The sequence below is a fragment of the Pseudoalteromonas sp. SG41-2 genome, from assembly GCF_014164535.1.
Classification (GTDB): Bacteria; Pseudomonadota; Gammaproteobacteria; order Enterobacterales; family Alteromonadaceae; genus Pseudoalteromonas; species Pseudoalteromonas rhizosphaerae.
Map to the genome: position 1 here is coordinate 61,632 of NZ_JACJFK010000010.1, position 22,893 is coordinate 84,524.

25 protein-coding genes are annotated in these 22,893 nt (G+C 42.1%); 17 read left to right on the top strand and 8 right to left on the bottom strand.

Going from position 1 to position 22,893, the window contains the following annotated elements; all coding sequences use genetic code 11:
* Positions 1-52 precede the first annotated feature (52 nt).
* Positions 53-511 carry an EVE domain-containing protein gene (locus H5186_RS09775; RefSeq protein WP_182761254.1) on the bottom strand — a complete coding sequence of 153 codons (459 nt, stop codon included), beginning with the start codon at positions 509-511 and terminating at the stop codon, positions 53-55.
* 76 nt (positions 512-587) lie between these two features.
* Between H5186_RS09775 and tesB the strand changes: the two genes are divergently transcribed.
* Positions 588-1,445, top strand: coding sequence for an acyl-CoA thioesterase II (gene tesB, locus H5186_RS09780; protein ID WP_145237887.1), 858 nt, complete (start codon positions 588-590; stop codon positions 1,443-1,445).
* Between the two features lie 14 nt (positions 1,446-1,459).
* Here the strand turns inward: tesB and plsB are convergent, their stop codons facing one another.
* The gene (plsB, locus tag H5186_RS09785) at positions 1,460-3,904 is read right to left on the bottom strand and encodes a glycerol-3-phosphate 1-O-acyltransferase PlsB (RefSeq protein ID WP_182794418.1); all 2,445 of its coding nucleotides are present in this window, start codon (positions 3,902-3,904) and stop codon (positions 1,460-1,462) included.
* Between the two features lie 419 nt (positions 3,905-4,323).
* On the opposite strand from plsB, the gene rpsJ reads away from it, so the two are divergent.
* From rpsJ to rpsQ, 11 genes are read left to right on the top strand one after another with little or no spacing between them, the layout of a single operon-like run.
* A complete protein-coding gene (gene rpsJ / locus H5186_RS09790) occupies positions 4,324-4,635 on the top strand; it encodes a 30S ribosomal protein S10 (protein ID WP_002957900.1) in 312 nt (103 codons plus the stop codon).
* A gap of 27 nt (positions 4,636-4,662) precedes the next feature.
* Positions 4,663-5,298, top strand: a complete 636-nt coding sequence (rplC, locus tag H5186_RS09795) for a 50S ribosomal protein L3 (RefSeq protein WP_054206125.1) — start codon at positions 4,663-4,665, stop codon at positions 5,296-5,298.
* Between the two features lie 17 nt (positions 5,299-5,315).
* Positions 5,316-5,921, top strand: coding sequence for a 50S ribosomal protein L4 (gene rplD, locus H5186_RS09800; protein WP_054206126.1), 606 nt, complete (start codon positions 5,316-5,318; stop codon positions 5,919-5,921).
* A complete protein-coding gene (rplW, locus tag H5186_RS09805) occupies positions 5,918-6,220 on the top strand; it encodes a 50S ribosomal protein L23 (protein ID WP_054206127.1) in 303 nt (100 codons plus the stop codon). Before rplD ends, rplW begins: the two co-directional genes overlap by 4 nt.
* Before the next feature lie 17 nt (positions 6,221-6,237).
* Complete coding sequence (rplB, locus tag H5186_RS09810; protein WP_007376192.1) at positions 6,238-7,062, top strand: 50S ribosomal protein L2; 825 nt, start codon at positions 6,238-6,240, stop codon at positions 7,060-7,062.
* A 15-nt stretch (positions 7,063-7,077) separates the two neighbouring features.
* Complete coding sequence (gene rpsS / locus H5186_RS09815; protein ID WP_010561269.1) at positions 7,078-7,356, top strand: 30S ribosomal protein S19; 279 nt, start codon at positions 7,078-7,080, stop codon at positions 7,354-7,356.
* A 14-nt stretch (positions 7,357-7,370) separates the two neighbouring features.
* Positions 7,371-7,703, top strand: a complete 333-nt coding sequence (gene rplV / locus H5186_RS09820) for a 50S ribosomal protein L22 (protein ID WP_004588690.1) — start codon at positions 7,371-7,373, stop codon at positions 7,701-7,703.
* Between the two features lie 11 nt (positions 7,704-7,714).
* The gene (gene rpsC, locus H5186_RS09825; RefSeq protein ID WP_054206128.1) at positions 7,715-8,416 is read left to right on the top strand and encodes a 30S ribosomal protein S3; all 702 of its coding nucleotides are present in this window, start codon (positions 7,715-7,717) and stop codon (positions 8,414-8,416) included.
* 12 nt (positions 8,417-8,428) lie between these two features.
* Positions 8,429-8,842 carry a 50S ribosomal protein L16 gene (rplP, locus tag H5186_RS09830; RefSeq protein ID WP_002957890.1) on the top strand — a complete coding sequence of 138 codons (414 nt, stop codon included), beginning with the start codon at positions 8,429-8,431 and terminating at the stop codon, positions 8,840-8,842.
* On the top strand, positions 8,842-9,033 hold the full coding sequence (gene rpmC, locus H5186_RS09835; protein WP_054552371.1) for a 50S ribosomal protein L29: 192 nt from the start codon (positions 8,842-8,844) through the stop codon (positions 9,031-9,033). Before rplP ends, rpmC begins: the two co-directional genes overlap by 1 nt.
* A complete protein-coding gene (gene rpsQ / locus H5186_RS09840; RefSeq protein WP_016709053.1) occupies positions 9,033-9,290 on the top strand; it encodes a 30S ribosomal protein S17 in 258 nt (85 codons plus the stop codon). Before rpmC ends, rpsQ begins: the two co-directional genes overlap by 1 nt.
* Positions 9,291-9,890: 600 nt before the next feature.
* Here rpsQ and H5186_RS09845 read toward each other — a convergent pair.
* Entirely contained in the window at positions 9,891-11,522 is a 1,632-nt protein-coding gene (locus H5186_RS09845) for an endonuclease (RefSeq protein WP_182794419.1), read from the bottom strand.
* Between the two features lie 407 nt (positions 11,523-11,929).
* Between H5186_RS09845 and H5186_RS09850 the strand changes: the two genes are divergently transcribed.
* From H5186_RS09850 to H5186_RS09870, 5 genes are all read left to right on the top strand, one after another.
* Complete coding sequence (locus H5186_RS09850; RefSeq protein WP_182768007.1) at positions 11,930-13,738, top strand: assimilatory sulfite reductase (NADPH) flavoprotein subunit; 1,809 nt, start codon at positions 11,930-11,932, stop codon at positions 13,736-13,738.
* A gap of 62 nt (positions 13,739-13,800) precedes the next feature.
* Positions 13,801-15,498, top strand: a complete 1,698-nt coding sequence (gene cysI, locus H5186_RS09855; protein WP_149980449.1) for an assimilatory sulfite reductase (NADPH) hemoprotein subunit — start codon at positions 13,801-13,803, stop codon at positions 15,496-15,498.
* A 42-nt stretch (positions 15,499-15,540) separates the two neighbouring features.
* Positions 15,541-16,281 (top strand): phosphoadenylyl-sulfate reductase, encoded by a 741-nt coding sequence (locus H5186_RS09860; protein ID WP_182740371.1) that lies wholly within the window; start codon positions 15,541-15,543, stop codon positions 16,279-16,281.
* 104 nt (positions 16,282-16,385) lie between these two features.
* Entirely contained in the window at positions 16,386-17,123 is a 738-nt protein-coding gene (locus H5186_RS09865; RefSeq protein WP_182718972.1) for a transporter substrate-binding domain-containing protein, read from the top strand.
* A 45-nt stretch (positions 17,124-17,168) separates the two neighbouring features.
* Positions 17,169-17,699: a DUF4124 domain-containing protein gene (locus H5186_RS09870; protein WP_182740372.1), complete on the top strand. Its 531-nt coding sequence runs from the start codon at positions 17,169-17,171 to the stop codon at positions 17,697-17,699.
* On the opposite strand, the gene H5186_RS09875 is transcribed toward H5186_RS09870, so the two are convergent.
* From H5186_RS09875 to H5186_RS09895, 5 genes are all read right to left on the bottom strand, one after another.
* Positions 17,696-18,568, bottom strand: a complete 873-nt coding sequence (locus tag H5186_RS09875; protein WP_182718974.1) for an ABC transporter substrate-binding protein — start codon at positions 18,566-18,568, stop codon at positions 17,696-17,698. The genes H5186_RS09870 and H5186_RS09875 overlap by 4 nt on opposite strands.
* Positions 18,552-18,788, bottom strand: a complete 237-nt coding sequence (locus H5186_RS09880) for a hypothetical protein (protein WP_149980454.1) — start codon at positions 18,786-18,788, stop codon at positions 18,552-18,554. Before H5186_RS09880 ends, H5186_RS09875 begins: the two co-directional genes overlap by 17 nt.
* A gap of 125 nt (positions 18,789-18,913) precedes the next feature.
* Positions 18,914-21,661, bottom strand: a complete 2,748-nt coding sequence (acnA, locus tag H5186_RS09885; RefSeq protein ID WP_182794420.1) for an aconitate hydratase AcnA — start codon at positions 21,659-21,661, stop codon at positions 18,914-18,916.
* A 197-nt stretch (positions 21,662-21,858) separates the two neighbouring features.
* Positions 21,859-22,278: a hypothetical protein gene (locus H5186_RS09890; protein ID WP_149980456.1), complete on the bottom strand. Its 420-nt coding sequence runs from the start codon at positions 22,276-22,278 to the stop codon at positions 21,859-21,861.
* Positions 22,279-22,361: 83 nt separating this feature from the next.
* Positions 22,362-22,745 (bottom strand): RNA-binding S4 domain-containing protein, encoded by a 384-nt coding sequence (locus H5186_RS09895; protein WP_182740374.1) that lies wholly within the window; start codon positions 22,743-22,745, stop codon positions 22,362-22,364.
* Positions 22,746-22,893 lie beyond the last annotated feature (148 nt).

Here is a 22,893-nt window from a genome sequence, read left to right on the forward strand (position 1 = left end):
CAAATTTGGAAAAAGAAGGAAAACGTGATGTATTAGCAGCAAATTATTGTTGTTACTCTGCCATTTTTATAACTGCTTGCCAATCCGCTTTAGTCACTGGCATTACCGATAATCGACCACCTTTTTTTAGAGCTATTTCGGTGATGGCGTCGTTTTCTTTAATCGCTTTTAAGCTGACTAATTTATTTAAATGCTGCTGATAGGTTACATCAACCACAACCCATCTCGGTTTATCACAGGTTGATTTAGGATCGTAATAATCACTGCTTAAATCAAACTGGCAAGGATCTGGGTAGGCTTCAGCAGTCACTATTGCGATACCTGCAACGCCGACGTGTTTACAGCTAGAATGGTAAATCATTACTAAATCGCCGAGCTTTACGCCCTCGCGCATAAAATTACGGGCTTGGTAGTTGCGCACACCTTCCCATGCAGTGGTTTGTGCAGGGGCGCTTTTTAAATCGTCGATTGAAAATGCATCGGGTTCAGTTTTAAATAACCAATACGCCATAACTAGGATCCTTGAAATATTTACATCATACTTGTCTATAGTATCATTAAAATCTAAATGGGATTGAGGAGCAACTATGAGCCAAGTTTTAGATGATTTATTGTCGTTATTAACGTTAGAAGAAATAGAGCAGGGCTTGTATCGAGGGCAAAGCCAAGATTTGGGTTTTCGTGCGGTATTTGGTGGTCAAGTCATGGGCCAAGCACTGTCTGCAGCTAAAGAAACCTTACCGGAAGGCCGTATTGTTCATTCACTGCATTCTTATTTTTTACGCCCTGGTGATGCTGCAAAGCCAATTGTGTACGATGTTGAAACGATCCGTGATGGTAAGAGCTTTAGTACTCGCCGAGTTAGTGCTATTCAATATGGAAAACCTATTTTTTATATGACGGCATCATTTCAAGGTGCTGAAGATGGCTTGTCGCATCAAGCTACTATGCCGGATGTACCTGCTCCTGAGGAGCTGCGCTCATCACTGGAGTTTTATCAAGAGCACGCATCTCATATACCTGAGGTGATCCGCAATAAGTTTATTCGCGAAATGCCGATTGAAATGCGTCCGGTCACCTTTCATAACCCATTTAAGCCAGAGGTAATGGAGCCGGTTAAACATATTTGGTTCAAAGCCAATGGCGAGATGCCAGATGATCAACGTATTCATAACTATTTATTGGCGTATGCGTCTGACTTTGAGTTTTTACCAACGGCTCTACAGCCCCATGGTGTCTCGTTTATGCAGCCAAACATGCAAGTAGCAACAATTGACCATGCGATGTGGTTTCATCGTCCGTTTCGAATGGATGATTGGATCTTATATACCATTGATAGCCCAAGTGCGAGCTCAGGGCGGGGGTTGGTGCGTGGTCAGTTCTTTGACCGTCAAGGCAATTTAGTTGCCTCAACGATCCAAGAAGGTGTAATGCGTCAGCGTTAATATGCCGCTTGCAGTTATTTTTGCTTACATTGTCCTTGCATAATATCACTAATTGACTGCCAGACTCGCGCTGGCAGCAAGGCTTTAAGATGAATATACACTTCACAAAGTTCAGTACTGCCCTGTAAGCCATTCTCGGTTTCGCTAATTAAATTTTGTTCGCGCAAGTTGCTAATAAAGCCTACCAATACTTTTTTGTCAAAAAACTCAGGAGTCTTAATACCATGCAAGGTACCTAAGCGCTGCGCTAATACTTGGCTTTCGCGTTCAAGTTCTGCGCGTTCAATTTCTTTACTGGTTTGAATAAAGCCAATCACAATGGCGTAGCGTTGCAGGGTTAAGCTAAGCGCACGACCTAGAATTTCCAGCTTGGCTAAGCAATCATTACTGTTGGTGATTTTTATGTTATCACCATCAATTTCTATTAAATCTTGATCTACAAAGCTGGCCAGTATGCGGGTGATATAATTTTCATCAAGTTCGTGTAAAAACCATTCTTTAGCAAACATCGGGTAAAAACAGTTAACCAATTTTTGGCACTGCGATACTGTCGTTTTATGGCTTTTAAATATATGCAGTGCCAGTAAGCTTGGTACGGCAAACACATGGAGAATATTATTACGGTAGTAGTTAAAGAGGATTTTCTCTTTATCGTTAATCGCGATAATCTCGCCAAACTCATCGCTTATAACGTCAAATTTATTCAACTTTAAAGCATGTTCGAGTAACTGTGATGAAGTTTCATCTGGGGTGGTGATTTTTTCACTGTAACTAGCGCTACGTTGTAAATGTAAGTAAAAGTCTAGTTGTGCTAACAATTTAGGCTTGCTCAATGCTTGCTTATCATTTACCAGTAAGATCATTGCCAGTAAATTAACTGCGTTAAGCGCGGCGGCACTATTAATATTAACCATCACTTTATCCGCTAAAGTCGCCACTTGCGGACCAAGCCATTGTGGTTTTTGAACATCAGTTGGGTGAATAGATTCACGCCAATCAGGTTGATGCTCATTTAAATATTGATTAACCGAAATCGGATCGCCAAAATTCAAATAGCCGCGGCCATAGTTTTTGAGATTTTTAATGGCTTTGAAAATACCGAAAATCGACTCGCCTTTTTTATCATCACCTGCGAGTTCTTTCAGATAAGTATTTATTTCCATGACGTGTTCATAACCAATGTACACCGGCACAATCGAAATAGGGCGATCAATACCACGTAACATAGCTTGTAGTGTCATCGCCAACATACCTGTTTTTGGTGGTAGTAAACGCCCGGTACGGCTACGTCCGCCCTCAGTATAAAACTTAACTGAGTAACCTTTGATAAACAACTGACTTAAATACTCTTTAAATACAGCGGAGTAAAGCTTGTTGCCAGCAAATGAGCGGCGGATGAAAAATGCGCCACTGCGGCGGAATATGCCGCCTGCTGGGAAGAAGTTTAAGTTAATACCTGCAGCAATATGTGGTGGTACTAAACCAAGATGATAAATCGAGTAGGTAAGTAATAAGTAATCCATGTGGCTGCGATGACACGGCATATAAATAATTTCATGACCTTTATTGGTTAGATCATGGATTTGTTCGGTGTATTTTATATCAATGCCGTTATAGAGCTTGTTCCATAGCCAGGTTAATACACGATCTGCAACACGTATGGTGGCATCACTGTAGTTAGCAGCAATCTCATCTAATAGCTTTAACGCATTTTGCCGTGCTTGCTCATGGCTGATTTTTTTGCTTTTTGCTTCATCGTTAATTGCTTTTTTTATAGTCGGTGATGCTAACAATGAATTAAATAGTTGCTCGCGTGAGGGCATTTTAGGGCCCGTTGCCGCCAATTTTTGACGACGAAAATGCACCCTAGCGACGCGAAGTAATTTATGAGGTAACTCATCAACATCGGCTTTTTCATTTACTAATAACGATAAATCCAACGGTTGACTAAAGCGTATAAAGTTATCACGCCCTGAAAACAGTAATACAAAAAACTTACGAAACCAGCTAGGTGTAAGTGAGTGCGAAACCAGCGTACCTAAACCTGGTTTTTCTTTACCTGGATTACGACCCCATAAAATAGTGACCGGAATGACTTGCACGTTTTTTTCGCCACTGGTAAATAGTTGAGCAATTATTTGTTTACCCTGGTTTAGCGCGTCAGTTGGCTTCGCTTGGCTGCCAAACAGTGGTGGTGGATTTTGTAGGCCAATAAAGCGGTCTAACTCTGCATTACCCAACAGCTGTTGTTCAGTTGGTCTGGGCAGATTGTACTTTTTACAAACTCGGTCAAGAGCCGCTAAATCTGAGCGAGCATTAAGTTTAACTATATAAAAAGTAGGGTAGGCGGGATTAAGACCGTATTGTTCAATTGGGTTCTCGGGCAGTACTTTGCTTTTCACAAATAGGCGATTCATCACCATAGACACAAAATTCAAGCAATAATTAAAAATACGCATCAACTCACCAAGGTTAAGGATTAAGAGATAAAAGCAAAATAAGGATGAATAATAACAATTAAAAACTGGACTGACCATTATCATTAGTGCCAAGTACGATTGCATGGCTTCCTAACTATAGTAAATTCCCAGTAATGACGACATAGTGACAACCCTTTTTTACAGTATAAATAATCCTCATTCTGGTAGTTTGAAATAGTTGTTGCATTTATCACCAATATCACTATAATACGCAGGCTTTCAAAATTCCCCCGGGAACTTGGAAGGAACATTAAGCTTGGATTTCAAGCTAATAAAACAGGAGTTCCGATTTGGAACTCAACGTAGATATAAATCAACAACCGGCATCTTATGTTTTTAAGATTGTTTCGGTCGTTTTTTTATGCTCTTTTAAATGCTCTTTATATTGAGGTTTAAGAATGTCAAATCAACGCATTCGTATTCGCCTAAAAGCTTTTGACCACCGTTTGATTGACCAATCAACGGCGGAAATCGTGGAAACTGCGAAACGCACTGGCGCACAAGTACGTGGTCCAATTCCACTACCTACACGCTTTGAACGTTTTACTGTACTTACATCACCGCACGTTAATAAAGATGCGCGTGATCAGTACGAGATCCGCACCCATAAACGTCTGATCGACATCGTAGAACCAACTGACAAGACTGTTGACGCACTTATGCGTTTAGATCTTGCTGCTGGTGTTGATGTTCAAATCAGCCTGGGTTAATCGAAAGATTAGAGAGGTTTTAGGAAAATGGCATTAGGTCTAGTCGGTCGTAAAGTGGGTATGACACGTATCTTCACTGAAGATGGTGTATCTATCCCTGTGACAGTTATTGAAGCGACACCTAACCGCATTGCTCAGATCAAATCTGACGCAACAGACGGTTATAACGCGCTTCAAGTAACCGCAGGCACTAAAAAAGCAAGCCGTGTAAACAAAGCAACAGCGGGTCACTTCGCTAAAGCTGGTGTTGAAGCGGGTCGCGGTCTGTGGGAATTCCGCCTAAATGGTGGTGAAGGCGATTTTGAAGTAGGCGCTGAGCTTACTGTTGAATTATTCAACGAAATCAACAAAGTTGACGTAACCGGTACTTCTAAAGGTAAAGGTTTCCAAGGTGGTGTTAAGCGCTGGAATTTCAGCATGCAAGACGCTACACATGGTAACTCTCTATCTCACCGTGCTCCTGGTTCAATCGGTCAAAACCAATCACCTGGTAAGGTGTTTAAAGGTAAGAAAATGGCCGGTCATATGGGTGCTGAGCGTGTAACGACTCAAAACTTAGAACTAGTACGCGTTGACGCTGAGCGTAACTTGCTTTTAGTTAAAGGTGCAGTACCTGGCGCTATCGGCGGTGACGTTATCGTTAAACCTGCTGTTAAAGCATAAGTCCTGGAGATTTAGTGATGGAATTAGCAATTAAAGACGCTTCTGGCGGTCTTGAAGTTTCTGAAGCTACTTTTGGACGTGAGTTTAACGAAGCATTAGTACATCAAGTAGTTGTTGCATACGCAGCAGGTGCTCGTCAAGGTACTCGTGCTCAGAAGACACGTTCTGAAGTAAGCGGTGGTGGTAAAAAACCATGGGCTCAAAAAGGTACTGGCCGTGCACGTGCTGGTACAATCCGTAGTCCAATTTGGCGTTCAGGTGGCGTTAGCTTCGCAGCTAAACCACAAGACCACAGCCAAAAAGTAAACCGTAAAATGTACCGCGGTGCGATCAAAAGCATTTTATCTGAATTAGTTCGTCAAGAGCGTTTAATCGTTGTTGAAAGTTTTGCTCTAGCAGCACCAAAAACTAAAGAACTAGTTGCTAAGCTTAAAGAACTTGAGCTTAAAGATGTTCTAATCGTAACTGAAGAAGTAGATGAGAATCTATTTTTATCGGCACGTAACCTGTACAAGGTTGACACGCGTGATGTAGCTGGTATCGACCCTGTAAGCTTAATCGCTTTCGATAAGGTACTTATTACAGCAGCTGCTGTTAAGCAACTTGAGGAGACGCTAGCATGATTCGTGAAGAACGTCTTTTAAAAGTGATCCTTGCTCCACATATCTCTGAAAAAAGCACTATTGCTGCTGAAGAAAACAACACTATCGTTTTCAAAGTAGTAAATGACGCAACTAAAGCTGAAGTTAAAGCAGCTGTAGAGAAGCTTTTTGAAGTGGAAGTAACTGGTGTTCGCACACTTAATGTTAAGGGTAAAACAAAACGTACTGGCGCACGTTTCGGTCGTCGTAGCGACTGGAAAAAAGCTTACGTTACTCTTAAAGAAGGCAGCGAACTAGACTTTGTCGGCGGCGCCGAGTAATAAGGGGAGTTAGAATTATGGCACTTCAAAAGTGTAAGCCAACTTCTGCGGGTCGTCGTCACCTAGTTAAAGTGGTAAACCCAGATCTACATAAGGGCAAGCCATACGCACCACTATTAGAGAAAAACTCTAAATCAGGTGGTCGTAATAACAATGGTCGTATTACGGTTCGTCATATCGGTGGTGGTCATAAGCAGCATTACCGTTTAATCGATTTTAAACGTACTAAAGATGGCATTCCAGCCACTGTTGAGCGTTTAGAATATGATCCAAATCGTAGCGCAAACATCGCACTTGTATTATATGCAGACGGTGAGCGTCGTTACATTATCGCACCAAAAGGCTTAAAAGCTGGTGATGCAATCCAGTCTGGTGTTGATGCACCAATCAAGCCTGGTAATGCATTACCTATGCGCAATATGCCTGTAGGTTCGACTGTTCACAACGTAGAATTAAAACCAGGTAAAGGTGCTCAAATCGCACGTTCTGCTGGTGCATACGTTCAAATCCTTGCTCGTGATGGTCAGTATGTAACATTACGTCTTCGTTCAGGCGAAGTTCGTAAAGTTGAATCAGATTGTCGTGCGACGCTAGGTGAAGTAGGCAATGCTGAGCATATGCTTCGTTCACTTGGTAAAGCAGGTGCAAATCGCTGGCGTGGTATTCGTCCGACAGTTCGTGGTGTTGCCATGAACCCGGTTGATCACCCACACGGTGGTGGTGAAGGTCGTACATCTGGTGGTCGTCATCCTGTGTCTCCATGGGGTAAGCCGACTAAAGGTGCTAAGACGCGTAAGAACAAGCGTACGGATAAATTTATAGTACGTCGTCGTACTAAGTAATATTGAGGAATAGCCATGCCACGCTCTCTCAAGAAGGGTCCTTTTATAGACCTACACTTGCTGAAGAAGGTAGAGAAAGCTTTGGAAAGCGGTGACAAGAAGCCAATTAAAACTTGGAGCCGTCGTTCAATGATCATACCTAACATGATCGGATTGACCATTGCTGTCCATAATGGTCGCCAGCATGTACCAGTTTTCGTTTCTGACGAAATGATCGGTCACAAACTAGGTGAATTTGCACCAACTCGCACTTACCGTGGCCACGCTGCGGATAAGAAAGCGAAGAAACGTTAAGAGGGGAATGATAAATGCAAGCATTAGCTAAACATAAATTCGCCTCTGGTTCGGCGCAAAAAGCACGTCTAGTTGCAGATCAGATCCGCGGGTTACCTGTCGATCGCGCACTAGAAATCCTGGCGTACAGCCCTAAGAAAGCGGCTGTATTAGTTAAGAAAGTACTTGAGTCTGCTATTGCTAACGCAGAGCATAACGAAGGTGCTGACATTGATGAGCTACGTGTAACAACGATCTTTGTGGACGATGGTCCAACAATGAAACGTATTATGCCACGTGCTAAAGGACGCGCAGACCGCATCCTTAAGCGTACAAGCCACATCACTGTTGTGGTTTCAGATAGCTAGGAGTATAAGTAATGGGACAAAAAGTTCATCCTACTGGTATTCGCCTAGGTATATCTAAACCTTGGGTTTCTACCTGGTACGCGAGTTCAAAAGATTTCTCTGCACAGCTTTTTGGCGATCACAAAGTACGTACATTCCTTACTAAGGAATTGAAAGCGGCTTCTGTGTCTAAAATCGTTATTGAGCGTCCAGCAAAATCAATCCGCGTAACAATTCACACGGCTCGTCCGGGTGTTGTTATCGGTAAAAAAGGCGAAGACGTAGAAAAATTACGTCAAGCGGTAACTAAGATTGCTGGTGTACCTGCTCAGATCAATATTTCTGAAGTACGTAAACCAGAACTAGATGCACAACTAGTAGCAGACGGCATTGCCTCTCAACTAGAGCGTCGTGTTATGTTCCGTCGCGCTATGAAGCGTTCGGTACAAAATGCAATGCGCATCGGTTCTAAAGGGATCAAAGTTGAAGTTAGCGGTCGTCTTGGCGGCGCAGAAATCGCACGTTCAGAATGGTATCGTGAAGGTCGTGTACCTCTACATACTCTTCGTGCTGATATCGACTACGCAACTTCTGAAGCCTTAACCACTTATGGTATCATTGGTGTTAAAGTTTGGATCTTCAAAGGCGAAGTTATTGGTGGTTTACCACTAGTACAAGAGCAAGAGAAGCCAGCTAAACGCGCACCAAAGAAAGCCAAAAAAAGTGCTAAGTAGAGGTAGCGAGTAATGTTACAGCCAAAACGTACAAAATTCCGTAAAATGCACAAAGGCCGCAACCGTGGTTTAGCGCAAAACGGTAACAAAGTAAGCTTCGGTACTTTCGGTTTGAAAGCTACTGGCCGTGGCCGCATGACTGCTCGTCAAATCGAAGCAGCTCGTCGTGCCATGACACGTCACGTGAAACGTCAAGGTAAAATCTGGATCCGTGTCTTCCCTGACAAACCGATCACAGAAAAGCCTCTTGAAGTTCGTATGGGTAAAGGTAAAGGTTCTGTTGAATATTGGGTTGCTGAAATTCAGCCTGGTAAAGTACTTTACGAAATGGAAGGTGTTTCTGAAGAGCTTGCTCGTGAAGCATTCGACCTTGCTGCTCGTAAACTGCCATTCAAAACAACTTTCGTAACTCGGACGGTAATGTGATGAAAGCAAGCGAACTAAAAGATAAAAGCGTAGAAGAGCTTAATGCTGAACTTCTAGGTCTTCTTCGTGAGCAGTTTAACCTGCGCATGCAAGCAAGCACTGGTCAGTTAGCTCAAACTCACACGCTAAGAACAGTACGTCGCGATATCGCGCGTGTAAAAACAGTTATTAACCAGAAGGCAGGTCAATAATGAGTGATAAAATTCGTACTCTTCAAGGCACTGTAATCAGCGACAAGATGGAAAAATCTTTCACTATCGCTATCGCACGTTACGTGAAGCACCCAATCTATGGGAAATTCATCAAACGTACGACTAAATTACACGTACATGACGAAAATAACACAGCAAAAGCGGGTGACGTTGTTACTATCCGTGAATGCGCTCCAATCTCTAAGACTAAGTCTTGGACATTAGTAGACGTTATTTCTAGTCCAAAACAAGCTTAATTTTTAATTAAGTCTGTTTTATAAAAAGCCCCGGCATTAGCTGGGGCTTTTTGTTTTTAAAAAGCTATAAGCGGTAAGTTTTAAGCCGTAAGCCGCTCGGAGTGAAGTTGAACGCCTGAGTCTATTGAGGGCCTTGAAGAAAAGAACGTCACGAATATGCAGGTATAAAAATTCATACCATAGAAAAAGCACGTCGATAAATTTCCCTGATAAAAAACTACTTGACCTTAACCTAGCTCCAGCTTTTATGCTGTATTTTTTCACTCTGATTAAATGCTATGTGTCCGATTCAAAATTACCTTCTAAGCCTAGGCCTTACCGAATATAGACAATCTATTTTGCAAATTGTGAAGCTTGCAGAAGCGGTGGATCACTCAATTGCAAATAACAGTGAATTTGCAACTGCTGCGTTAGCATGGGTTGAGCAACAAAAAAGATGCCCAACAATGACAAACAAAAGAGCATTAATTATATTCTTACTGCATAAATTGGGTTATAAAATTAGAGAGCAAAAAAGCCTTTGCAAGTGCAAAGGCTGATGTTTTTCTGCGCTGACCGCTGACCGCTGACCGCTGACCGCTGACCGCTGACCGCTGACCTTTACCAAATCATCTCAACAAATTCTGGATGATCGATATATGGATTGCGGTTGCCTTGATGCTCATAAGCGGCTTGGTTTCTATCTAGTTCAAGTTGACTGACTGGATCGTCGTTATGCCAATTAACCAACATAGTCACTACCCAATTCTCAAACACTTGGTTACTAGAGCCGTTAAGCACGGCATTACTAGCCGTGGTGTTGTTTTGCCAAGTACCAATGACGTTTTCGTAGCGGGTTGCCATATAGAAGTAGGCGCGAGCAAAGTCACCTTTAAACTCATCGATTGGCTCAAATACTGTGCCTGAGTAATTAATCGAGCTTGCTGCGCTGCCAAGTTTACTGCCATTGCTTGAGGTGAAACTGGCGCTGCCTACTTCGCCAAATGGGTAATTGCTACGTTTTGAATTAACATAACCATCGGTTGCAAAAATATGATGTACGTCTGAGTTCATAGGCTCATTTGTGCCGCCAAACCAACTTTTCGGAAATGAATGTTCGCGGTTATAACAATCAGCTTCACTATTGTAAGTGCCGCATTGATCACTTACAGCGACATAGTTATAGCTGTCTTGACCGGTGGGATTTTCTGAATAGCGATCGAGTATTGAATTGTCATTTTCAAAGTACTTATCCCGTGAAGCAAGATCGTAAAAACTCCAAATAGCTGAATAACCTTGTGAGTTGTGACCTTTAATAATGTTATAAAGCGCGGTTTTAAGTGTATAGCCCGTTAAACCTTGTACTGTAACATAGTAGCCAGTTGGCTCGCTGGGCGGCGTTTCTGGGTTGGTATTATCACCAAGTATAAAGGGAGTTGCTTCACTGCTTTGAAAACTACTGCCGCTAGCCAATGTTGTTTGGGCAGATGTTAGCGCGTAGCTACCATTACCAAATGAACAGCAAATACCGTCGCCGTAACTATCAAAAATACTAAATGTGTAATCGCCATCAACTAAGCAAGCTTGCTCTGTATAGCTGTTGTTGCCACTATAACTGCCACCTGACGCAACTGCTATGCCTTGGGCGTTAGTGATTTGCCAGCTAGTCTCTTCGCCATAGTTATCAGTTGTCAGTGCTAAGTTAACGGTGTTATCAGCACAACCGACTGGTGGCGGTGGGGTGGTATCACTAGAACCTGGTGTAAAACTATCCACATAAATAGTTTCACTGCCATCAAAGCCGCTGACATCGTAAAAACGCAGGCCCACGGTAATCGTAGCATTGCTGGTTGCTGTATATGTATAGCTTATTTGTTGCCACTGATTTAATAACGCTGGATTTGAATAGCCTTGATAGCCGTCGGCAATTAAGCGCGCTTTAATGCCGCCTTCGGTGTGATAAACCCAGCTTGAGAATAAGTAGCTTTTGCCGGCCTCAACAGTAACTTCTTGCAGTAAATCAGTATTGCTTTGACTAGCGGTATTAACCACTACTTTTGCAGCAAGAGATCCTGAATTCACTATGGTATTTGAAGCTGATAGTGTAATGCCTGAGTCAATCGTACTCCAGCCGTTTGGGCTATTACTTGACCAGTTTTCAAAGTCACCATTATTAATGCTGGCCATGCAGGGAAGTGCTGTAGCTAACATAGCACTGCTGAGTATGAGTTTTCTATATGCCCCGTGTGACATAGTGTTTCCTTATTGTATTTATAGTCGGCGCACAGAATGTGGCCAAATCCACTATAGCCTACTCGAGGTTTGTTGCAAAAAAGTTAATTTGCATTTTGAAAAAAATGAAGTGAATAAATTTTTGTATGATATTTCTGATCGGCTAAGCGTGGTGCTGAAATCATCAGCAGTTATTTTTACCTTTTAATCTGTTTTTACTGGTTAATTTATAAATTAATAACTAAATGGAATAACAAAGCAGATTCTATTCTTTTTTTATTGGCGCGTACCCCGTTATTCTTCACACTCAGAGAAATCTTTAGGGCCTGAGTTATTTGCCTTAAAGGCGACACAAATTTTAGGCAAAGTGATTACTGTAATCAGTGATCATTTTGCAGATAACTTTCAGGGTTACGGGGAATTAATTCATGTTGTTAGGTCAACTCAATGCCGCGGCAAGTCCGCTATCGCAAGAGCAAGTACAAAAGCTGCAAGGTTTAGTGGCTGAGCTTAATCCAATTCAGCAAGCTTGGGTAAGTGGCTATCTTGCTGCGAATGCCAATACGGCGGCCTTAGGTGGTGTTGTAGGTGCTGCGCCAAGTGCTGGAGATGCAGCTGCATTGACCATTTTATATGGCTCACAAACCGGTAATTCAAAAGGTGTAGCGACTAAGCTCAAAGAGCAAGCGGAGTCTCGTGGTTTAGCTGTTAAGTTAGTTAGCATGGCTGATTACAAACCAACGGCCCTGAAAAAAGAAAAATTCTTAACTGTCGTTGTTTCTACTTACGGTGAAGGTGAGCCGCCGGAAGATGCCGAAACATTACATGAGTTTTTAGCAACCAAAAAAGCACCTAAGCTTGATGGCGTTAAAATTGCGGTTATAGGTTTAGGTGATTCAAGCTATGAGTTCTTCTGTCAAACAGCAAAAGACTTTGAACAGCGCTTAAATAAGCTCGGTGCAGAAACCATTTACCAGCGTGCTGATTTAGACGTTGATTACGATGATGAAGCCGCCAGCTGGATCAGCGGAGCACTTGATGCATTTGAACCTGATTTAAAAGCACAGCAAGGCGCAACAGGTGGGCAAGTGGTGTCATTTGGTACACCAGCAACAGCTGCCAGCCAATATACCAAGCAAAACCCATTTCCAGCAGAGCTTAGCCTAGTGCAAAAGATCACCGGTCGAGATTCAACCAAAGATGTGCGCCATGTTGAGATTTCACTGGAAGGGTCTGATATTACTTACACACCGGGTGACTCGCTGGGTGTGTACTTCTTAAATGATGAAGCACTGGTTGATGAAGTACTGACACTGACGCAAATTGATGCTGCAAGCCAAGTTAAAATCGCTGATGAAGAGCTAAGCATTCGTGATGCCTTAATTGAAAAGTTAGAGCTGACTCAATCATACCCAGGTTTTGTGGAAAAGTACGCGATAGCGACAGGCACACCTGAGTTATTAAAGCTGGTTGAAGATAAAGTGGCAATGCGTGAATACATCGAGCCTCGTCAAATCTATGATGTGATCCGCCAAAATCCAGCCAAGCTTGAAGCACAAACTTTAGTTGATTGCCTACGCAAACTACAAGCGCGTTTATATTCTATCGCTTCAAGCCAAGCTGAGGTTGAAGATGAAGTGCATTTAACCATTGGTCTAGTTGAATTTGAGGCATTCGGTAGTGAGCACTTAGGTGGTTGTTCGGGTTATTTAGCACGTCGTGCCGAAGAAGGCTGTAGAGTAAAAGTATATAGCGAGCATAACGATAACTTCCGTTTACCTGCTAACGACGAAACGCCAGTGATCATGGTCGGCCCTGGTACTGGTATTGCGCCGTTCCGTGCTTTCTTACAAGAACGTGATGCCCGCGAAGCATCCGGTAAAAACTGGTTATTCTTTGGTAACCCACACTTTACCCAAGATTTCTTATATCAAGTAGAAATTCAAGGTTACTTAAAATCAGGGCTACTAAGTAAAGTTGATGTGGCGTTTAGCCGTGACCAAGCAGAGAAGGTCTACGTGCAAGACAAGCTACGCCAAAACAGCAAAGACGTATTTGCATGGCTAGAAGCGGGCGCGCATTTATATATTTGTGGTGACGCTAATCGAATGGCAAAAGACGTGCACAATGCGTTGGTTGATATTATTAGCGAGAACACAGGTAAGAGCTATGAAGATGCAGATCAATACTTGAAAGATTTGCGCAGCGCTAACCGCTATCAGAAAGACGTGTACTAAGCGCACGTTGTTTATTTTATTAAAAGCTAACAGCCGTCACTGTAACAAATTTAGGATTAAACATGAGCGAACAAGATAAAAACGTAAAGCTTTCTGATAACGAGCGCTTGAAAAGAGAAAGTAACTTTTTACGTGGCACAATTGAACAAGACTTAAAAAATGAGATCACCGGTGGTTTCACTGCGGATAACTTTCAGTTAATTCGTTTCCACGGGATGTATCAGCAAGATGACCGTGATATTCGTGGTGAGCGTGCTAAGCAAAAGCTTGAGCCATTACACAACGTCATGTTACGTGCACGTATGCCTGGCGGTATCATCAAGCCAGAGCAATGGTTAGCAATTGATAAGTTCGCAGATGAAAAAACCAGCTACGGTAGTATTCGTTTAACAACTCGCCAAACGTTTCAGTTTCATGGTGTGTTAAAGCCAAATATAAAAGGCATGCACCAAATGTTGGATAGCGTGGGCATTGACTCAATCGCAACAGCGGGTGATGTAAACCGTAACGTACTATGCACTACTAATCCGGTTGAATCTGAGCTGCATCAAGAAGCGTATGAGTGGGCAGCGAAAATTTCTGAGCACTTGTTACCAAAAACTAAAGCGTATGCTGAAATTTGGCTAAACGGCGAAAAAAGCGAAACCACAGAAGAGCCAATTTTAGGTTCAACTTACTTACCACGTAAGTTTAAAACCACAGTGACTATTCCACCGAACAACGAAGTGGATGTGCATGCGAATGACTTAAACTTTGTCGCGATTGCTGATAACGGTAAATTAGTTGGTTTTAACGTGCTAGTAGGTGGTGGTCTTGCTATGACTCACGGCGATACTGCAACGTATCCACGTAAAGCCGATGATTTTGGTTTTATCGCACTCGAAGATACGCTAAAAATTGCTGAGCATGTGGTGTCTGTACAGCGCGACTGGGGTAATCGCTCAAACCGTAAAAATGCAAAAACTAAATACACCTTAGATCGTGTAGGTACTGATGTATTTAAAGCGGAAGTAGAGCAACGTGCAGGGGTTAAATTTGCACCAAGCCGCCCTTATGAGTTTACTCATCGTGGCGATCGCATTGGTTGGGTTGAAGGTATTGATGGTAAGCATCACTTAACCTTATTTATCCAAAGTGGTCGTATTTTAGATTTTCCGGGTAAACCACTGAAAACAGGTTGTCGTAAAATTGCTGAAATTCACCAAGGTGATTTTCGTATGACGGCAAATCAAAACTTGATCATTGCCGGTGTGCCTGCTGATCAAAAAGCAATAATTGAAAAAATAGCGCGTGAACACGGTTTGATTGATGACAAAGATTCAGAGCAGCGAAAAAACTCAATGGCCTGTGTTTCACTGCCGACTTGCCCTTTAGCGATGGCGGAAGCCGAGCGTTATTTACCAAGCTTAATTGAAAAAACTGAAGCGCTGCTTGCTAAACACGGTATTCCTGATGATAGTATTATCATGCGTGTTGTTGGTTGCCCGAATGGCTGTGGCCGCGCAATGTTGGCTGAAGCAGGGTTGGTGGGTAAAGGACCTGGCAAATATAACGTTTACTTAGGTGGCAATCTTGAAGGTACTCGTATTCCTAAGTTGTATTTAGAGAATGTCGGTGAAGACGTGTATTTAGAGGCCTTTGATAAATTAATAGGTCAATGGGCAAGTGAGCGTAACGACGGCGAATGTTTTGGTGATTTTGTGATCCGCAAAGGCATTGTTGCTGAAGTTAAAGTCTCAGTCACCGATTTCTACGCATAATTTAAAGCAAGCGTTCGCGCTTGCTAAGGTTTGGAATTTACTATGAGTGAATTTAAAAACATTTTACAGCTTGATAAAGAAAGCCAAGTAACACTGCTTGCTGATGCTAACGGCATATTAAAAGATATGAGCGCTGAACAGCGTGTAGCATGGGCACTGGAAAACTTGCCAGATACGCAGTTTTTATCATCAAGCTTTGGTATTCAAGCCGCGGTAATGTTGCATTTAGTAACGTCACAAAAAGCCGATATTCCAGTGGTGCTAACTGATACAGGTTATTTATTTCCAGAGACTTATCAGTTTATTGAGCAAATGACCGAACGCTTATCACTAAATTTGAAAGTGTATAAGTCGCAGTTAAGCCCAGCTTGGCAAGAAGCCAAGTTTGGTAAGTTATGGGAGCTAGGCGAAGCGGGTATTAAACAATATAACCAGCTTAATAAAGTTGAGCCAATGACTCGCGCATTAAAAGATATAAATGCAGGTACTTGGTTTAGCGGCTTGCGTCGTGACCAATCATCGACACGTGCTGACAAGCAAGTTGTTGAAATTAGCCGTGGCACGGTAAAGGTTTATCCAATCATTGAATGGTCAAATCGCGATGTTTATCAGTACCTGACTAAACATGACTTACCATACCACCCATTATGGGAGCAAGGTTATGTGTCAATGGGCGATGTGCATACTACGCGTAAACTAGAGCCAGGTATGACCGAAGAAGAGACCCGTTTTTTTGGTCTAAACCGCGAATGTGGCCTACACATTGATGGTGATGGGATCTAATCTTACGGTTATCATTAAATTCCTAAAGCGCAGCCTACTAGCTGTGCTTTATTTTTTTGACTACAGTATAAAGTAAGTAGCCATTAGCTTTGTGTGCATCATTGATGAATAGATACTTTGCTATCTTGTTTTTATTTTTTCCAAACCACTCTTTTGCTGACACCTTTCGTGTTGCGTTACCTGATGAGAATTATCCCCCATATCACATTATTGGAGGCGCTAAAAAAGGACTGTTGAATGAGTTAATAACCCAGTTTGCTGAGCAGCACTCCCTTACTATTGAGTATACATATGTCCCTGAAATGCGCTCGGAGAAAATGGTTTGTAATGGTGAGGTTGATGCGCGTATGGAATCTGAAAGTTGGCTCTTGACAGCCCATAAGTATTATTGGAGTCAAGAAATTGTGATGGTTGAAGATGTCATGGTGGTGACCCATGGTGCAAACCCCAGTGATTTTCAAGATGAAAAAGTGCTGCATAATGGTGTACTGCTAGGGCGCTTTGGTTATGTATATCCTGAATATGAGCCATTGGTGCGTGATCAAATCCTACATCGTGAGAACTTTTATTCGGATCTAGATGTATTACAGAGTCTTTATAATGATAACCATATTAGTAGACGTTTTACTATTATGTCGCGCGCGGTTTTTGATTGGTACGTCAATAAATACCCTAAATTCTCAGCTCTTGGTGTAAGTGCTTTTAATGTCGGTGAGGCGCCTTTGCAGCTACAATTTGCACATACTGAGCGTGGCAAGAAGCGGGCAAAAGAATTTAATGATTTTTTACAAAGCTTGAAAGATAATGGTGACCTAGCTAAAATCATAGCTCGCTATCAATGATAGTAAGAAAATAGAAAGAAAAAAATTTAACTCAAAGGATTGAAGATGAAGTATTTTGCGTACCTAGCGATTATGGTATTGCTGATCAGTGTCGCGGCATTATTTTACTTGCAACGACCCGATGGCCAAACGTGGTTAACCAGTGATGGTATTAGTAGTAAATCAAATCAGCTAACAGAGCAAATGGTTGAGTTATCAAGTGACACCTTTGCTATAGCTGCCAAATTGGTCAGTGAGACTAGTCAAAAAGTTGTTGAATCAATTACCGATGAAAGCTCAGTAGCAACGACCGTTATTTATAAATGGCAAGATCAGCAAGGGCAATGGCATTACTCCGATCAGCCTAATCCTAACGGTACAAGTGAAAAAGTAATTCTAGATCCGCGTGATATTACGGTAACTGCCGCAGAAGATACGTCTATTTTAAAAGGTACCTCAAAAACAACTAATATGTCTTTAATGCCAAACTCAAGCAGTGTTTATGATCCCGTGGTGATGAAAAAGCTGTTTGAAGATGCAGAGCAAGTGAAAGAACAGTTAGAGCATCGCACTAAATCGTTAGATGAGACGCATTAATTTGCTTCAATAGCGTTGTTTTGCTGTGTTTTTTCGGGCTGTGTTACAAAAAATTGTTGCTTAATGATTGGCAGGTTATAAGCTTTTAACCAACGCTCAGTAGCTATCATTAGTTCTCCTGAAGCAACTAACCTTGTCAGGCCTTCATCAAAATTATCTCTGACAGACTTATCTTGAAAAACAATGTAAGAGCCTTGATAGTTTAAAATATCGCGATATATAAAACTTGTAGGGTCAAGTTGGGTGTTTGTTGATGTATGCCAGTAGAGCATTAAATAATCACCGATACGGACATCGATCTTATTGGTAAGTAACTGTTTATTTAGGGCTTGTTGATTTCCTACTTCACTATAGTGAGTGAATACCTGTGTCGCCATGTTTTTATACTCAGCACCAAAGATATCGCTCGCCCCTATAAAACTACCGACTCTTAAATTTTTCAAATCGTTCAGCGTAGTTACTTTCTCGGTCCATGCAGAACGGAGCATGGTCACGCGGTTCATAAATCGCACACGATAACGAGAAGTAAAGGCGTGTGCAGCTGGTTGTGCCGTATAGTTGATCGCGATATCAGCGACTTTATTGTTGAAGTAGCGTTGAATAGCATCATTATTTAACGGCACCAACTGCGGGTTTTGATAGCCTTGTATCCGTAACACTTGAACCACAAGCTGATCGAAGTAACCATTACCGGTTACGTTATCTTGCATGAAATAAGGTGCAAAATTACCGGATGCAATAATCAGTTTTTCATTTGCACGTAATTGAGTGGGTAAGCAAAGCACTAAAAGTGCCGCTATTAATAAAGTTTTAGAGGTGTTAAATGGTTTGATTAATTGCAAGACCTTGCTGCTATACATGTTGGTCATGTACAGCCTCTATGTTCATTAAAACAATAGTGAGGTAAATTTTTGTAGGCAGAGAAAATAGCACCCCAATAGCAATAAAAGCGGCGCTGATAATAATGCCATGAATACTATTTTGTTCACCAAACAGATCAGACACTAATAAATAATGTCCAGTCACAATAAGGCATATGCCAAGGACAATAAATACTTTTAGTACTTTGATGATCTTTTGCTCGGTCATAGTATGCAGGCGTTAATGATAAGATGAATTAAGTGTAGTTAATAATGAGTAAGCTGACTTGTTTTACATCAAAAAATTAAGGGCTAAGCAAATTAATTTTGCAAAGCCCTAATATTATAGATTAATTAGCTAGTTAACATATTACGCAATACATACTGTAAAATGCCGCCATGTTTGTAGTAATCCCACTCTTTGGGGGTATCAATACGGACATCGGCACTAAAGCTTAGTTTTTTGCCTTCGCTATTGGTGGCAACGACACTAACTTCCTTGGTTTTATCGTAGAGACCTTCGATATCGAACTGCTCTTGACCTGTTAACCCCAGTGATTCATGGCTCTCACCTGCTTTAAATTGCAGTGGTAGCACGCCCATGCCAATTAGGTTCGAGCGATGAATACGTTCATAACTTTGCGCAATGACCGCTTTAATACCTAATAATAGCGAACCTTTCGCTGCCCAGTCTCGTGATGAACCCGTACCATACTCAGCACCGGCAAGCACAACGAGTGGCACGCCTTGCTGTTGATACGCCATTGCAGCATCGTAAATACTGGCAAGCTCATCATCAGGTTGAGTGCGCGTTACACCGCCTTCGGTGCCTGGTGCAAGCAAGTTTTTTAAGCGTACATTGGCAAATGTACCGCGCATCATTACTTCATGATTACCACGGCGAGAACCGTATGAGTTAAATTGCGATTTATCTACGCCATTTTCTTGTAAGTATTCGCCAGCAGGCGCGCTTGCTTTAATTGCACCAGCAGGGGATATATGATCAGTAGTGACGGAATCGCCAAGTTTTGCTAAACAGCGAGCACCCGTAATAGTAGGGATGCCTGGTGGTTCTGTCGTCATGCCATCAAAAAACGGCGCTTTTTTAATATACGTTGAGGCATCATCCCAGTCATAAAGTTTACCATCAGGAATTTTGATTTGTTGCCAGCGATCATCACCCTTATAAACATTACCGTAACTGGTAGCGAACATTTCTTTAGTGACGGTTTTTTTCACCAGTTCATTCACTTCGCTGACACTAGGCCAAATGTTTTTCAGGTAAATATCGTTACCATTAGCATCTTGCGCAAGTGGTTCGTTATAAACATCGATATCTGTACGACCTGCAATCGCATAGGCGACAACTAAAGGTGGTGAGGCTAAAAAGTTCATTTTCACATCTTGGTGAATACGTCCTTCAAAGTTACGGTTACCCGATAAAATAGAGCTTACTACTAATTTGTGCTGTTGAATTGCCTCACTGATCTCATCGGCAAGCGGACCTGAGTTACCAATACAGGTAGTGCAGCCATAACCCACTAAATTAAAGCCAAGGGCATCTAAATCGTCCATCAAGCCTGCTTTTTCTAAGTAGTCAGTGACCACTTGCGAGCCAGGTGCCAGTGATGTTTTTACCCAAGGTTTTACGTTAATTCCTAATTGGCGAGCTTTTTGCGCGACTAAACCCGCAGCTAAAATAACGCTTGGGTTTGAAGTGTTGGTACAGCTAGTAATGGCAGCAATTACACAAGCGCCATCTTTTAACTCAAATTCTTGGCCTTTAAAGTTAACCTTTGCTGCGCCCATAAATTGCGCTTCGTTGGTTGGCTCATCAGGATTAGTGACAGGGCCTTCACTTTCGATACGTGATTGCTGTTCATCACTATTGTCGCGTTTAGCAAGACGTTCATCTTGAAAGGTTTTTAAATGATTGGCAATAACTTCGCCAGCTTGATCAAGGGCAATTCTGTCTTGTGGGCGTTTCGGACCGGCAAGGCTTGGCACTACATCGTTTAGATTTAATTCGAGCTTGTCGGTGTAATTTGCTTCATCGCCATCGTTACGCCATAGGCCTTGGTGTTTTGCGTAGTCTTCTATCAGTTTTAGCTGTGTTTCATCACGGTTGGTTAAACGAAGATAATTAATTGTTTCATCATCAATAGGGAAAATACCACAGGTAGCGCCGTATTCCGGTGCCATGTTGGCTATGGTTGCGCGGTCGGCCAGTGGTAAATCAGCAAGACCATCGCCATAAAATTCTACAAATTTACCGACAACGCCATGCTTACGCAGTATTTCAGTAACGGTCAGCACTAAATCGGTCGCTGTGGTGCCCTCCGGTAAACGGCCGTTGAGCTTCATACCCACCACTTGCGGGATCAGTAAGCTAATTGGCTGGCCTAGCATTGCAGCTTCTGCTTCAATGCCGCCTACACCCCAACCAAGTACGCCTAAGCCGTTGATCATAGTGGTATGTGAATCAGTACCGACTAAGGTGTCAGGGTAAGCAAATTTTTGCCCATTGCGCTCTTCATTAAAGACAACGCGAGCAAGGTATTCTAAATTCACTTGGTGAACAATACCCGTTGCTGGTGGCACAACTTTTAAGTTATCAAAGGCTGTTTGGCCCCAGCGTAAAAACTCATAACGTTCTTTATTGCGTTCGTACTCAAGCTTGGCATTTAAATCAAATGAGCCATCTTCACCATAACCGTCTACTTGTACTGAGTGGTCGATAACTAATTCCGCAGGGGATAATGGGTTTATTTTCGCAGGATCGCCGCCAAGTCTTTCCATAGCATCACGCATTGCGGCCAAATCGACGATTGCTGGTACGCCAGTAAAATCTTGCATCACCACGCGGGCGGGTGTGAATGCTACCTCAGCACTGGGCTTGGCTTGTGAATCCCAGTTTAGCAACGCTTCAATATCTTGTTTTTTAATATTTACGCCGTCTTCATTGCGCAGTAAGTTTTCGAGTAGGATCTTGAGCGAGAATGGCAGTCGCTTGGCTTTATCGCCTAAACCTTGCAGTGAATGGATATGAAACTGCTCACCGTTGATAGTGAGTTGTTTTTGGGTGTCAAAACTATTGTTCATTATGTGCCCCTAAGTTAGATGAATATCCTTAAATGGTACTTAAGTGGTAAATGTAACCTCTCTTTGAATAATTAAAATGCAAAGTACATACCAGTGTGTCTTTGCACGATTTTTATACAAGTAATAGGGTATATATGATGCTGAAAATTTATATTTCAAGCGTCAGCAGTAAAACAATAGCAACTCAATAGCGTGTTTTACAGTAGCCAACCTTGCTGTTTGCCTTTGTGGCTTAGCAGTAGCAGGATAATTGCAATTACGACTACGAATATTGGCATAAACACCGCGCTGGCACCGAGTAATTCAATACTATTAATAACAATGAAATTATAAAATTGCTGGATAAAAATCCCAGCGAGTGAGAGCGCAAAAAGCACTCGAGCAAGGGCTTTTTTAAGTAATAATAAAATACAGCCTAATACCCCACCAAAAACCGCGGTAGCGAATGCAATAGTTGACCAAATTGGTGTGTTTGAATATGCAGCTTGTTGTTCTATAGGGAGTTTACTTATCATGTCTGGAGTCATGAGCATTTGCATAATGAATGCAATTACCCCTAGCAAGTTCCAAATAAGGGCTGCCCAAGCGACAGATTTTAACCAGTGCGGAGGAGTCATACATTACCTTTTAAACTATTATTTAAAAAGTTATTAAAGGCGACTACGGCTACTTTTACAAGTTGCACGTAGTCTAAATTGGATTAGCCGAATGAAATAGGGCGACGGCCTGTTTTTTCATCCACTTTTGGTTTTTTGGTACGTTTACGCTTAGCTTTAGCAGGCGCGTTAGTAGCAGGCTCTGCACTTTGTTGTGGTTCAGGTTGCGTTGATGTAACAGCGCGCTCTGCTGGAATAGCACTTTCGCTTAATGTCAGTTGAAATTGCTCACCATCAAATTCAAGAATGTCGCCACTGTATAATTTTTTCCGCTTGATTGTACAAATTTCATGGTTAACGCCAACATAGCCTTCAGTGATAAGGTTTTTGGCTTGGCCGCCACCTTCGACTAAATCAAGAACTTTTAAGAGTTTGCATAGCTCAATTGGCTCTTCTTCTAATTCAATTTCAATATATTCGTCGTTCATGTTTGATCTCATTAAGGTAGGGCACAGCCTGTAGTATAAAGGCTGTGCGCGACTTTTGCATCAAGCTGCCAAAAGTATACAGGGCATTAAATAGAATTAACCTGAAACTTTTTTGAATTTTCTACCGTCTTTAAAAAAACGGTAGTAA